This window comes from Pseudomonas sp. HP_14, assembly GCF_055283875.1.
Genome location: NZ_JBTOQI010000005.1, coordinates 184,628 through 197,389, shown reverse-complemented (window position 1 = coordinate 197,389; position 12,762 = coordinate 184,628). Strand labels below are relative to the sequence as shown.

The 12,762-nt window shown below is 57.0% G+C and carries 11 protein-coding genes; 6 read left to right on the top strand and 5 right to left on the bottom strand.

What is annotated here, in order from left to right:
• Positions 1-83: 83 nt before the first annotated feature.
• Positions 84-1,001, bottom strand: a complete 918-nt coding sequence (locus tag ACYASS_RS05985) for a homocysteine S-methyltransferase family protein (protein ID WP_463585448.1) — start codon at positions 999-1,001, stop codon at positions 84-86.
• A gap of 200 nt (positions 1,002-1,201) precedes the next feature.
• Here ACYASS_RS05985 and ACYASS_RS05980 point away from each other — a divergent pair, with 200 nt between their 5' ends.
• The 3 genes from ACYASS_RS05980 to ACYASS_RS05970 all read left to right on the top strand — a co-directional run bounded on the left by ACYASS_RS05980 (position 1,202) and on the right by ACYASS_RS05970 (position 4,101).
• Complete coding sequence (locus ACYASS_RS05980) at positions 1,202-2,023, top strand: transporter substrate-binding domain-containing protein (RefSeq protein ID WP_463585447.1); 822 nt, start codon at positions 1,202-1,204, stop codon at positions 2,021-2,023.
• Positions 2,020-2,853, top strand: a complete 834-nt coding sequence (locus tag ACYASS_RS05975) for an amino acid ABC transporter permease (RefSeq protein ID WP_122664293.1) — start codon at positions 2,020-2,022, stop codon at positions 2,851-2,853. Before ACYASS_RS05980 ends, ACYASS_RS05975 begins: the two co-directional genes overlap by 4 nt.
• A gap of 99 nt (positions 2,854-2,952) precedes the next feature.
• Positions 2,953-4,101 carry a MalY/PatB family protein gene (locus ACYASS_RS05970; protein ID WP_463585446.1) on the top strand — a complete coding sequence of 383 codons (1,149 nt, stop codon included), beginning with the start codon at positions 2,953-2,955 and terminating at the stop codon, positions 4,099-4,101.
• 152 nt (positions 4,102-4,253) lie between these two features.
• Here the strand turns inward: ACYASS_RS05970 and ACYASS_RS05965 are convergent, their stop codons facing one another.
• Together ACYASS_RS05965 and ACYASS_RS05960 are read right to left on the bottom strand one after the other, a co-directional pair.
• A complete protein-coding gene (locus ACYASS_RS05965; protein ID WP_463585445.1) occupies positions 4,254-4,505 on the bottom strand; it encodes a hypothetical protein in 252 nt (83 codons plus the stop codon).
• 167 nt (positions 4,506-4,672) lie between these two features.
• A complete protein-coding gene (locus ACYASS_RS05960) occupies positions 4,673-6,223 on the bottom strand; it encodes a TerC family protein (protein ID WP_463585444.1) in 1,551 nt (516 codons plus the stop codon).
• A gap of 405 nt (positions 6,224-6,628) precedes the next feature.
• Between ACYASS_RS05960 and ACYASS_RS05955 the strand changes: the two genes are divergently transcribed.
• Complete coding sequence (locus ACYASS_RS05955) at positions 6,629-7,735, top strand: Gfo/Idh/MocA family protein (protein ID WP_463585443.1); 1,107 nt, start codon at positions 6,629-6,631, stop codon at positions 7,733-7,735.
• Between the two features lie 267 nt (positions 7,736-8,002).
• Positions 8,003-9,577 carry a lactate dehydrogenase gene (locus ACYASS_RS05950; protein ID WP_463585442.1) on the top strand — a complete coding sequence of 525 codons (1,575 nt, stop codon included), beginning with the start codon at positions 8,003-8,005 and terminating at the stop codon, positions 9,575-9,577.
• 273 nt (positions 9,578-9,850) lie between these two features.
• Here the strand turns inward: ACYASS_RS05950 and ACYASS_RS05945 are convergent, their stop codons facing one another.
• Together ACYASS_RS05945 and ACYASS_RS05940 are read right to left on the bottom strand one after the other, a co-directional pair.
• On the bottom strand, positions 9,851-10,243 hold the full coding sequence (locus tag ACYASS_RS05945) for a hypothetical protein (RefSeq protein WP_463585441.1): 393 nt from the start codon (positions 10,241-10,243) through the stop codon (positions 9,851-9,853).
• Between the two features lie 63 nt (positions 10,244-10,306).
• Positions 10,307-11,200 (bottom strand): LysR family transcriptional regulator, encoded by an 894-nt coding sequence (locus tag ACYASS_RS05940; protein WP_463585440.1) that lies wholly within the window; start codon positions 11,198-11,200, stop codon positions 10,307-10,309.
• A gap of 127 nt (positions 11,201-11,327) precedes the next feature.
• Between ACYASS_RS05940 and ACYASS_RS05935 the strand changes: the two genes are divergently transcribed.
• Positions 11,328-12,689 (top strand): MFS transporter, encoded by a 1,362-nt coding sequence (locus ACYASS_RS05935; RefSeq protein WP_463585439.1) that lies wholly within the window; start codon positions 11,328-11,330, stop codon positions 12,687-12,689.
• Positions 12,690-12,762 lie beyond the last annotated feature (73 nt).

Sequence of the window (12,762 nt, the reverse complement as noted above, 5' to 3'; positions counted from 1 at the left end):
CGATAGCGGTGTGTCAGGCAGAACGCTATCGCGGCCTCGCGGTGCTCGTGCGCTCCTACAGATCAAGACTTGATTGCCGAGGTCTACGCCAGCTTGAAATGGCTGCGCAACGCGGCGATATGCTCTGGCCCGATCCCGCAGCAGCCGCCGATCACCGAAGCGCCCTGCTCTACCCAGGTATTCGCCCACTGGGCATAGGCGTCAGGCCCCAGGTCTTCGCGGATGTCGTGCAGGGTGTCGTTCGCACCCTCTTCTTCCACTTCCATCACCGGAAACGCGTTGGCATACACGCCCAACTCGATCTGCGCTGAGGCTGCCTCAATCACTTCACGCGCAGCCGCCAGCGCGGCGGCCATGACTTCCGGCTGACTGCAGTTGAACAGCACCGCACGGGCACCCAGCTCAATGGCGACCGCCGCCGCTTCAGCAACCGTTTCGCCGGAGCGCAAACGAGGGCCATGGTCTTGACCATCTTCAAGGGTAAACGACAGCCACAACGGCTTCTCGTCCTGGCCCAGCGCTTCACGTACCGCGCGTACTTCCGCGATCGAGCTCTGGGTTTCAGCCAGCCACACGTCGACACTGGCCTTGAGCCCCTCAATCAAGATGCGATGAATCGCGACGGACTGATCGTGATCGAACAGATCCGGGCGATAAGACCCCAGAGCTGGCGGCAACGAACCAGCGACCTGAACTGGCTGCGAAGCCTCTACTGCAGCCTTGCGCGCAAGCTCGCCCGCCAATTCGGAGAGCGCCGGAGCAGCGGCTGTAAAGCGTTCTTCACCCAGGTGGAACGGCACCAGCGCGTAGCTGTTGGTGGTGATAATCCGCGCCCCGGCATTGATGAAGGCCTGATGCGCCTTCAGGACAAATTCAGGTGCTTCAATCAGCGCCAATGCCGACCATTCAGGCTGACGAAATGGCGCGCCGATACGCATGAGCTCCCGCCCCATGCCGCCGTCGAGCAAGCGCAGGGGAATTGTTTTGTGGATCGCAGACATGGGAACTCCTGAATACTGGACGCCCGTCACGAGCATGCACGTAACGGGTAAATGAATGGAAAACAGGGACGGTATATCAACGCTAAAACCGTGCTTATAACCAAAGAACAGGCATATAGATCAATTAATAATTAAGGACATTTTTAATATCGCGTTTAAATATATACCAATTATTTGTATTCGATCTATTCGGTGATGTGATGAATTTACGTGCTGTTTTGCCTTTGAGTCTTGCCCTGCTGTCCGTCTGCTCCACCGCGATGGCGGGTGCGACGCTGGATAAAATCAATAAAAAAGGTGAAATGGTCGGTGTGATGATGGAGAACTACCCACCGTTTTCTTTCCTCAATGAGCAAAACCAGCTGGATGGCTTTGACGTCGATGTGGCAAAAGCCGTCGCCGACAAGCTGGGCGTGAAACTGCAATTGGCTACGCCATCCTGGGATGTTATCGCCGCAGGCCATTGGGGTAGCCGTTATGACGTGTGCATCTGCTCGATGACACCCAGCCAGGCCCGTGCTCAGGTGTTCAACTTCCCGGTTGAGTACTATCAGTCACCAGCGGTCGTTGTGGTCAACGCCAAGAGTGAAGCGATCAAGTCCGCCAAAGACCTTTCCGGTAAAAAAGTCGGCGTTATCAGCGCTTCGACCTACGAGGCTTACCTGAACAAGGATCTAGTGATTGAAGGCGCAGAAGACAAGCCTATCAGTTACCCGTTCGACGCTGTTCAGGCTGCGCCGTACGACAACGAAACCGTGGCTTTCCAGGACCTGGCACTGGGCGCAGGTGTGCGTCTCGACGCCATGGTCACCAACCTGATCACTGCGCGTGAGCGCATCAATCAGGACCCACGCTTCAAGATCGCAGGCGACACGCTTTACGCCGAACCTAACGTCATCGCGACCGAAAAAGGCGATGCTGAATGGGATGCGAAGCTGACCAAAGTCATCGCCGAGCTCAAGGCCGATGGCACGCTGGGCAAGATCTCCCAGAAATGGATCGGCTCCGACATTACCCAATGAGCCAGCATCAACCTGCCCCGCCTGACCTGAACGCCGGATCTTCGCGCCTGCTGCGAATGTTCGGCTTTAAAACGCGCTTGTATCTGACCTGGATGGTGATGCTGGGCCTGTGCATCGCGTTTTTCATGAGCTTCGACCTGAAGTTCTCGATCATTGCCGCGAAATGGGAATATCTGGTCGGGCTGCATCTGGCGCCAAACGGCTTCCTTCAAGGCGCGGCGCTGACCCTTTTTCTGTGCTTCTGCTCGATATGGCTGTCGCTGATACTGGGCTTTGCCACGGCGCTGGCGCGCTTGTCCAACAGTGCAGTCGCGTTTGGTATCGCCAGTTTTTACGCGTCGTTCTTCCGTGGCACGCCGCTGCTGATTCAGATTCTGTTGATCTACCTCGGTCTGCCGCAACTGGGCGTGGTACCGGGTGCAATCAGTGCGGGCATCATTGCCCTGTCGCTGAACTACGGCGCGTACCTGAGCGAAATTTTTCGCGCAGGCATCATCGGTGTTTCTCCCGGGCAACGCGAAGCCGCTGCGGCGCTGGGCATGCGTCCGACCGTGGTGTTCTGGCAAATCACACTGCCGCAAGCGATGCGCACGATCATTCCACCGACCACCAGCCAGTTCATTTCGATGCTCAAGGATTCCTCCCTGATCTCGGTAATGGGGGTCTGGGAAGTGATGTTCCTTGCCCAGTCTTATGGCCGGTCGTCCTACCGCTATATCGAAATGCTGACCACTGCAGCGCTGATCTACTGGCTGCTCTCCATTGGGCTGGAGTTGATTCAGGCACGCCTGGAGCGGCACTACGGCAAGGCCTACAAGAACCAGCGCTGACCTGACCTCAGCTGTCCGGGTGCTCTCGACACTGGCGGTGGACCGATGCGATGGGCGCAGCTAACCTGTCGCCCTTGCTTCCCGCCGACAGAGACTGAAATGACGATCAACCTGGACACCGTATTCGAACGCCACGGCACCGACAGCAAAAAGTGGAGCCTGTATCCCGCCGACGTGCTGCCGATGTGGGTAGCGGACATGGACTTCCCGGTGGCCGGGCCGATCATTCAGGCGTTGCAGAAACGACTCGCGCATCCGCTGCTCGGCTACGGCGTGGCCCAGGACAACCTGCGCCAGACAGTGGTTGACTACCTCTGGGAGCGTTACAGCTGGCGCGTTCAGCCTCAAGAGCTGGTGTTTCTACCCGGTGTCGAACCCGGCTTCAACATGGCGCTCAACGCACTGGTTCCGGCCGACTCGGGCGTCGTCCTGCAAACGCCGAATTACTCACCGCTGTCTCACGCACCGAATCACTGGCAGCAGCCGCGCATCGAATTACCGTTCAAAGCCGACGCCCATGGCGAGTACCACACGGATATTGCCGCGCTGAATAACAAACTGGTAAACGCCGGTGCCTTATTGCTGAGCAATCCGCACAACCCGCTCGGCAAAGTATTCAGCGGCGAAGAGTTGCACCTGATCGGTGAAGCGTGCGTACAGCACGACGTTCTGATCATTTCTGACGATATACACGCTGATATCCTTTTCGATGGCCGTCGGCATGTCCCTATTGCATCCCTCAGCCCACAGATCGCCCAGCGCACCATCACCCTTATGTCGGCCAGCAAGGCCTACAACATTGCCGGGCTGAAGACTGCTTTTGCGGTGATTCAGGACGAGTCTCTGCGTAAACGCTTCAACGCTGGTCGTCTGGGGCTGGTCGACAGTGTCAACGTGCTGGGCCTGGAAGCCACCCGTGCGGCGTACAGCGAGTGCGCGGACTGGTTAAGCCAGGTCAATGCCTACTTGCAAGCCAACCGTGACTATCTCGCGCAAGCGGTGAAATCCTGCCTGCCCGGCGTCGTCATGCACCTGCCGCAAAGCACCTACCTTGCCTGGCTGGACTGTTCGGCGCTGGGCCTGGACGATCCACAGAAATTCTTCCTCGAACACGCCAAAGTAGGCCTGAGTGCCGGAGTGGAATTTGGTGACGATTGCCAGCAGTTTGTCAGGCTGAACTTCGGCTGCCCAAGGTCGCTGCTGGAAGAAGGCCTGGCGCGGATGGAGCGCAGTTTGCGGAATCGCTGAGGCGTCGGCGCTGATATAAATACGTAACCTGTGGGAGCGGTGCTTGCCCGCTCCCACAGGTACCAACACCTCAAATTTCGGGCCGTTACAAGCCCTTCTGCCAGGCACAAAAAAGCCCGGCTAGCCGGGCGGTTTCTGTTCGGACCTCGCAATCAATAACGCTGATACTGCGAGCCGAATTCTTTGCGGTTTTCTGCAACCACTACCTTCTTGTCCAGGTTCACTTCAACGCGGTCGAAGGTCTTGTTACCGGCACCGGCAACACGGACTCCCGGGGATGCAGTAGTGGAGCGGTCAGCAACCTGAGTGGTCGCAGCCACTGCCTGAATGGGCGATGTGCTGGCGAAAGCGCTGGTTGCGGTCAGAATCGAAAGGGCAAAGCTCAAAGCGATAGTGCGTTTCATGATGTGGCTCCAATAGTTGTTTCGAAGTGATGGGGCCAATCTAAATTCACAACCGCCTTATGAAAAACCACCCTTGCAAATACTGATTATCAGCCCCGCTGATGCTGGAGCGCGAGGTGTCTAGCTCGCGCTTGCCCAGCAATAGCGGGACATTTACCGCTTGATAGTCACTGCGGCTTGCGCAACAGAACCCGGGTAACACGTCGCTCTTCGACACCCACAACGGTCATGTCCCAGCCTTCCCAGTCGAGTTTGTCGCCAATCCTGGGCAAGCGATCCAGCAGGCTCATTACCAGACCGGCGAGGGTCTGATAGTCCTCGGTTGCATGGGCCTGAAAACCGACCCGCTCGCGCACCTGACTCAGGTTAAGGCCTCCGGAGACGATAAAACCGCCTTCATCGGCCACAACGTCCGGACCTTCTATTTCACTGGCGTCCGGCAACTCACCAGCGATGGATTCCAGAATGTCGGTCATGGTCAACAGGCCGATAAAGTCACCGAATTCGTTGATCACGAAGGCGATGTGCGTTGACTCTTTGCGCATCTGCTCCAGAGCGTTAAGGATCGTGAAGCTTTCCAGCAAGTTAATCGCTTTACGCGCCATGAACTCCAGGTTCGGCTCATTGCCGGACAGCAACTCCTTGAGCAACTCCTTCTTGTGCACGAAGCCCAAGGGCTCATCCACGCGGCCTTCGCGAATCAGTGGCAGGCGCGAATAGGACGAATGCATCAGCTTGGTACGCACCGTTTCCGGGTCGTCCGACACGTCGATCAGATCCACCTCGGCCCTTGGCGTCATGGCCGAACGAATCGGCCGCTCGGCCAGTTGCAGTACGCCACTGATCATCACCCGCTCACGACGGTGGAACACCGCCTCAGTCTGTTCACCTTCAAGCAGGTCAGCGATTTCCTCGCCCACCTCATCAGCATCCAGCTTGCGACCACCCAACAGGCGCAGTACCGCATGAGCCGTGCGTTCACGCATAGGCCGCGCACCGTGCAACGACTTCTTGCGACGCTTGCGAGCGACCTGATTGAACAGCTCGATCAGGATCGAGAAGCCAATCGCCGCATACAGATAGCCTTTAGGGATATGGAAGCCCAGGCCTTCGGCGGTCAGGCTGAAGCCGATCATCATCAGGAAGCCCAGACACAGCATGATCACGGTGGGGTGAGAGTTGACGAATTTGGTCAACGGTTTGCTGGCGATGATCATCAGGCCGATGGAGAAAATCACGGCAATCATCATCACGGCCAAGTGCTCGACCATGCCCACGGCGGTAATCACCGCGTCCAGGGAGAACACGGCGTCCAGCACCACGATTTGCGCAACGATGGGCCAGAATCGGGCATACGTGCTGTTGCTGGTACGTTCGGCAACATGACCTTCGAGTCGCTCGTGCAATTCCATGGTGGCCTTGAACAGCAGGAACACACCACCAAACAGCATGATCAGGTCTCGCCCCGAGAAGCTGTGGTCGAACAGCTCGAACAGCGGCGCAGTCAGGGTCACCATCCAGGAAATACTGGCCAGCAAGCCAAGGCGCATGATCAACGCCAGCGACAGGCCGATGACCCGCGCCTTGTCACGCTGCTCGGGAGGCAACTTGTCAGCGAGAATCGCGATGAACACCAGGTTATCGATGCCCAACACCAGTTCCAGAACGATCAGAGTGAGCAGGCCAAGCCAGGCCGTGGGATCAGCTATCCATTCCATAGAACTATTGAATCTCTCGCAGACGGGATTTGACGGACGTTGGTGAGCCTGCCGGACGTAAAAACACGTCGGCCGCAAAGGACACACTAGACGGATTATCGAAGGGGGTATTCAGACGAGCTGATCCTGAGGAGGAAGCGGAATCGAAGCTCAAGTTAAAGGCAAAGCAACCGGGAGGTTCCTGTACGGTGTTCATACGATCCTGAGATTTATTACGGGCTGTGATCCTACAACGAAAAAGTCACTTTCCTACTCACGAAAAGTATTACAAAGCTTGACATCAATTTGCCGTCGCCGGCCTCCGCGACCTGATCCAACAGGCAATCGGTTTGAACTTACTGCGCCCGTGCGTGCCCTTTCTATAAGTGCCGGGCATACCGCCGGGCGATTCTGGAGGCTTATCTCATGCCAGATGCACAGGGCAAAATCCGTTACGCAGTGGTTGCCGGAGGCTGGATTTCTCAAGGGGCGTTCATGCCCGGCGTCGATCAGACTGATAACTCGGTGATGACTGCACTGGTCACTGGCGACCCGATCAAAGCCGACAAGCTGGCTGAGCTTTACGACCTGAAAAGCTATCACTACGACGAATTCGACACCTTGCTCAAATCGGGCGAAATCGACGCTATTTACCTGGCCACGCCTAACTTTCGTCATCGAGAGTTCGCCGTACCGGCACTGGAAGCCGGGATCCATGTGCTGCTCGAGAAGCCCATGGCAACCAGCGAAGAGGATTGCATCGCAATCACCGAAGCCGCCAAGCGCTCGGGTTCCAAGCTGATGATTGCTTACCGGCTGCATTTCGAGCCGGGCACAGTGGAGATGATCAACCGGGTTCGCGCCGGTGAAATCGGCGATCCGAGGTTGTTTACAGCCACCTTTGCGCAGACCACAGACCCGAAAAATCACCGCATGCAAAGCGGCTACTGGGCCGGTCCAGCGGCAGACATGGGGCCCTACCCGATCAATGCTGTGCGGAACCTGTTCGATGCAGAACCCCTGGAAGTGCATGCTGTAGCGGTCCAGACACCGGGGCGAGAGATCAACACGCCGGATACCGTCAGCGTCACGCTGCGTTTTCCTGAAGAACGACTGGCGCAATTCACCGTCAGTTACAGCCTGCCCGCTACTGAGCGTTACCAGTTGATCGGTACCAAGGGCGAGTTCGAAGCTTCACCGTGTTTTGGTTTTGGTGAAGGCGTTGCGATCAGTTACCGCGCCATTATTGGCGACGAGACAAAAGAGCATGAGCATCCGGTCGTTGATCAGTTTGGCGGTGAAACCCAATACTTCTCCGATTGCATCCTCCAGGACCGCGAACCAGAGCCCGACGGCGATGAAGGCTGGCGCGACGTACGAGTGCTGGCGGCGATCGAACGCAGCCTTGAAACCGGCCAGACGCAGAAACTCGAACCCTTGCCGAATCGCCCAGGTATCAGCATTGAACAGGCTCGCCGTTTGCCACTGGCCAAAGTGCCCAAGTACATCAATACCGATGAGCCTAATGAGTAGCGGCTTGAACAGACACAGAATCTTCGTCTGCAGCAACTACTGCACCGCCACACAGCGCTAACCGGTAGGAGCGAACTTGTTCGCGAGGCGTCAGGCCGCATTTACCGCGTCTAACCCTCGCCAACAAGTTGCCTCCTGCCTGATAAGCGTCAGGGCTGAATACCTCTTCCCCGCTGGAGACTTTCCCGTGGGGTACTTTCTAAAGTTTCCATGTCAACGGCCGCTACAAAGTAGATACAAAACCAACTACGCCAGCATGGAAGCGCTATGACCTCTATCTCGTTAGTTACTGCCAACACGCCGCTCACGCCCAGCCTGACTACGACGACAGTACCGGTGACCACCGAAAATACTGCTCCGACACTCGCCAACTCTCCGGCGTCCGTGGTCATGCTCGGTGTCGATTCCAAGGTTGCCGACGCGGCCGTTTACTCCATCCGCGGAGGCCTGTCCAACACTGCGCCGGTGTACACCCTGGAACAGGATGTGCGCGACGCCGTGACTGTAGCGATGACGGGCAACATGTCGACTTCCGCGACTGCCGGACGTTTTCAGGGATTGGGCGCGGCCTTGCTGGAGCAATTGGCAAAAGGCGGCGCAAGTTCGATCTCGCAGTCGCTGGTCAAATCAGCCGCAGGCGATGTGAAAGATGCCAGCGCGGTTAAATCCGCTCAGGCGCAACTACACGGCAACGCAGATAACACCATCACGCTGACCCTGAAAACTACCAGTGGCGCGACCATTACACTGAACTTGAGCAGTCAGGATGATGGTGTCGCAGTCAGCGCAGACGTCACCGGAGGTGAACTCAATGACGCTGAACTTGAAGCACTGACCTCTCTGGCCGGGTCATTTCAGGGCGCGATTGATGGCATGACCGCAGGTAAGCCACGCCTGAACCTGGGCGACCTCGCTCAACTTGACCCAGATATGTTTTCCTCGATCGACCTCAGCGCACGCCTGAAAGTCGGCGAGGATCAATACCAGACACTCAGCTTCAAGGCTGATGAGCAAGCCAAATCGGTCGACATGAGCGGGCCAACCGGCAATGTTCAACTGAGCGTCAAAAACAACAGTGCCATCCTTGGCAACGCGCAACAGCAAGCAAAGGCAGTGCAAAGCTACCTGGAACAATTTGATGCAGCGCAAAGCCGTGGTGAAGGTGACGAGGACCTGATGGCGCTGTTCAAAGATGCGTTCTCGTCACTGCAGAGCACGACCAAGAGTCTCAGCGCTACCCCCAGTTCCAACCTGAACAGCATTGATCGTTCAATGCTGACCGGGCTTGCCGATTTCAGCGCCTCTTTGACGCAGACCAGCCTGTACCCCAATCCGATGCGCCCCGCCGAGGTCGACAAGTTCTCCTACCAGGCTTCGCAAACGACGCAGACCAAAGGCACCTCAAGCGCGGACAGGTCTGTGGAGCAGAGCCAGACGTCCAGCCTCAGCGCCTCGTACCACAAGAGTCTTTATCCAGGCACGGCCCTGACGCTGAACCGAGACTCGAAGTCGCAGAATTATTATTTCTACCAGATTGAAGACAAGGCCAGCAGCACGACCCGCATCGGCTACGACAAAGGCAAACTGGTTGAGGCCAGCTCTACTCAGAACGTCAGCCAGTCCACGACCCGATTGAAGTATGAAGAAGGCAAACTGGTCGATACGACCACTACGCCGAGAGAGGTTTCCAAGTCTCGTAATCTGCTGGGTATGATCGAAGACGCGCTGCGCAACGACCGCAACTCACGGATGACAACAGGCCTGTCAACGCTTGAAGACGATCTGATGGCCGTCCATGCCAAAGTACTGCTGCAAACCAATCCTTCGTCGGTAGCAGACTGATAACAAGGCCGCGAGCAAGGCTCACTCCTGCAGGAGTGAGCCTTGTATTCCTGACACTGCGTTGCCTCGCAGGACTCGCCAGTTGTTATCAAAATCGCCTATCTGATTTGGAAATGCTCTTACTGTAGGAGTGAGCCTGCTCGCGATAACGTCGAATCAGACGATAATTTCTCAACCGGTGTACCGCTATCGCGAGCAAGCTCACTCCTACTGGCCCTACGTTTCCTGCGCGACAACGTGATGCAGAACGGCAATCTCGTCATCTTCGGAAAGTCAGGCATCACGGAACAGATCGTGAGCATCCAGCAACCGATAAGCAATTTCGGGATTTTTTTCCAGGCCCCGGCGAATCGCCGCCGGGATCGATTGCCGGGTCTTGCGGCACAAACCTGGCAGCTCATCGATATCAATGACGATACCGCGCATGGTCCGTACTTCGTTAAACCCCGGTACCACCTCCACGCGAATACCTAACTGCTCATAAAGCAGGCGCTGCATTTTTTGCAGATCCGCCAGGCTTTGCAGATTCTCCAGGCGCTCCAGCAAACGCTTCTCCTCCTGCCGGGTCAACGCCAGAATCCGCACGTCCTGCTCCTGCAACCGCTCACGCCCGCAATTGCAGGCACCCGGTGGGCAGGGTTGACGTATTGGCAGAGAGGTAGTCATGGCTGAAGCATAACGAGGCTTGGCCTGACTTTGCCATCGTGACCGGATCGACTGGCGGTTTTTTCAGGGACGATTATTTTCAAACTCCTTGCTGAGCAAGTCTCTGAACGCGGGCAGCACCGGATTTTCGTTATCGTTGCGGGAGATCATGTGCAGATCAGCATTCAGATTCGCGTCGCGCAAAGGCCGAAAGGCTACTGCGCCACTGTGCAACTGCTGCGCGGAAGCCGGAACAATCGACAACCCCAGTCCTGCCTGAACCATGCTGACAATGGTGTGGGTCTGGCCCAGGTGGTAGGTGTAATGCGGAGTAACACCGCTCATGGCAAACAACCCGACGATGCAGTCGTAAAAGTAACGCCCTTCATCCGGGGCATACATCACAAACGGCTGAAGATGCAGGTCCGCCACAGCAATGGACGCCTGCGCTGTCATCGGATGGTCGGCAGGCAAGACCACCAGTAAAGGTTCCCGATACACCAGTTGCGCGGCGAAAACCTCTCGCTCTCTGACCTGGCGCACCAGGCCGATGTCGATCAGGTTCGCTGACAACGCGTCCAACTGGGCATCAGAGACCATCTCTTTAAGGACAAACTCGACTTCGGGCATCTCAATTGCAGCCTTGGCCAACAACTGCGGCACCAGGCTGTAGGCACTGACGCCGGTGAAACCCAGTGTCAGCCTGCCCACCTCACCAGAGGCCAAACGCCGGGCGGAATTTCCCGCCTGCTCGGAGAATGCGAGGATGTGCCGCGCATCACGCAGAAACCCTCGTCCTGCGGCCGTCAGCTTGACACCGCGGTTGTTGCGTTCAAGCAACACGATGCCCAGCGAACGCTCAAGTAGCTGAATCTGACGGCTCAGCGGTGGTTGCGTCATATGCAGCCGGGTAGCGGCCCGCCCGAAGTGCAGCTCCTCTGCGGCGGCCACAAAGCACCGCAACTGATGTAATTCCACGATTCAAAATCCGCATCAACCTATCCAGCATCTATGTTAGACGTATATCCACCAACACTCCTACTATCGGGGAAAGATTCCGTCATATCTTTTAACAAAAATAAAACGTCCCTACAGGAGACGCCCCATGCTTTCGAAATCCATCCCCCTGGATCAGGTCGAGGCGCAAGCCCGGGTTGGTCGCCACCGCTTTCTGATTCTTGCCCTGATTTTCGTTGTTACCGTGATCAACTACGCCGATCGCGCCACCATGTCGATCGCGGGCACCGGGGTAGTCAAGGACCTGGGACTGGATCCGATGATGCTCGGCGTGATCTTTTCCGCATTTGCGTGGGCTTATGCCTTGGGCCAGGTTCCAGGCGGCTGGTTGCTCGACCGCTTCGGTGCTCGTCGCGTCTATGGATGCAGCCTGGTGTTGTGGTCGGTGTTTACCATGTTGCAGGGCACCGTCGGCTGGTTTGGCCTGATGGGAGCTTCAGCAGCCATCAGCCTGTTCGCCATGCGCTTCATGCTCGGTCTGGTTGAATCGCCCGCCTTCCCGGCCAATAACCGCATTGTTTCCTGCTGGTTCCCCACCAGTGAACGCGGCACGGCATCGGCATTGTTCAACTCGGCTCAATACATGGCGGTCGTGCTGTTCACTCCGTTGATGGCCTGGCTGACCCATGCCTGGGGTTGGGAACACGTATTCCTGTGGATGGGTGGCCTGGGTCTGCTGCTGAGCGTGGTGTGGTTTGCTTTTTATCGCGAACCGCACAGCGACAAGAACCTCAGCCCTCGGGAGCTGGAATATATGCGCGAGGGCGGCGCACTGGTGGACCTGGAGTTAACCCGCACGACGAAGAAACCCAAGGCCAAACTCAGCGAAATCAAGCAGCTGTTCACCAGCCGTACCTTGTGGTCGATCTATCTGGGTCAGTACTGCATTACTGCCCTCACCTACTTCTTCATCACCTGGTTCCCGATCTACCTGATCAAGGGACGCGGCATGACCATCATGGAAGCCGGCTGGGTGGCAGCGCTTCCCGCTATCTGCGGCTTCTCCGGTGGTGTTCTGGGCGGCATGCTCTCGGACTTGCTGATTCGTCGCGGCGTACACCCGTCAATCGCACGCAAGACCCCGTTTATCATCGGCATGGCCATGTCGACGATCCTGGTCTCGGCCAACTTCCTCGACGCCAACTGGATGGTGATCACCGTCATGGCCATCGCGTTCTTCGGTAAAGGTCTGGCGGCAGTCGGCTGGGCAGTGCTGTCCGATACCGCACCGAAAAACATGGTCGGCCTCAGCGGCGGCGTGTTCAACGGCATCGGCAACATCGCCGGGATCATCACCCCGTTGGTAATTGGCTACATCGTTGCGGTGACGGGCTCGTTCAATATTGCCCTGTGGTTTGTCGCAGCGCATGGCGTGCTGGGCATTCTGTCCTACGGCTTGCTGGCGGGTCGGTTTGAACGGGTGGTGATTGAGGAAAAGGCTGCGGTTTAAATCCCAAAACCTTCTGATTGAAATGCAGTTTCATGTGGGAGCCGGGCTTGCCCGCGATAAGGCTGGACGCGAT

Bases quoted from the DNA above. Each gene is read 5' to 3' on its own strand.
- ACYASS_RS05985 (WP_463585448.1), bottom strand. From the start codon at position 1,001: ATGTCTGCGATCCACAAAACAATTCCCCTGCGCTTGCTCGACGGCGGC.
- ACYASS_RS05980 (WP_463585447.1), top strand. From the start codon at position 1,202: ATGAATTTACGTGCTGTTTTGCCTTTGAGTCTTGCCCTGCTGTCCGTC.
- ACYASS_RS05975 (WP_122664293.1), top strand. From the start codon at position 2,020: ATGAGCCAGCATCAACCTGCCCCGCCTGACCTGAACGCCGGATCTTCG.
- ACYASS_RS05970 (WP_463585446.1), top strand. From the start codon at position 2,953: ATGACGATCAACCTGGACACCGTATTCGAACGCCACGGCACCGACAGC.
- ACYASS_RS05965 (WP_463585445.1), bottom strand. From the start codon at position 4,505: ATGAAACGCACTATCGCTTTGAGCTTTGCCCTTTCGATTCTGACCGCA.
- ACYASS_RS05960 (WP_463585444.1), bottom strand. From the start codon at position 6,223: ATGGAATGGATAGCTGATCCCACGGCCTGGCTTGGCCTGCTCACTCTG.
- ACYASS_RS05955 (WP_463585443.1), top strand. From the start codon at position 6,629: ATGCCAGATGCACAGGGCAAAATCCGTTACGCAGTGGTTGCCGGAGGC.
- ACYASS_RS05950 (WP_463585442.1), top strand. From the start codon at position 8,003: ATGACCTCTATCTCGTTAGTTACTGCCAACACGCCGCTCACGCCCAGC.
- ACYASS_RS05945 (WP_463585441.1), bottom strand. From the start codon at position 10,243: ATGACTACCTCTCTGCCAATACGTCAACCCTGCCCACCGGGTGCCTGC.
- ACYASS_RS05935 (WP_463585439.1), top strand. From the start codon at position 11,328: ATGCTTTCGAAATCCATCCCCCTGGATCAGGTCGAGGCGCAAGCCCGG.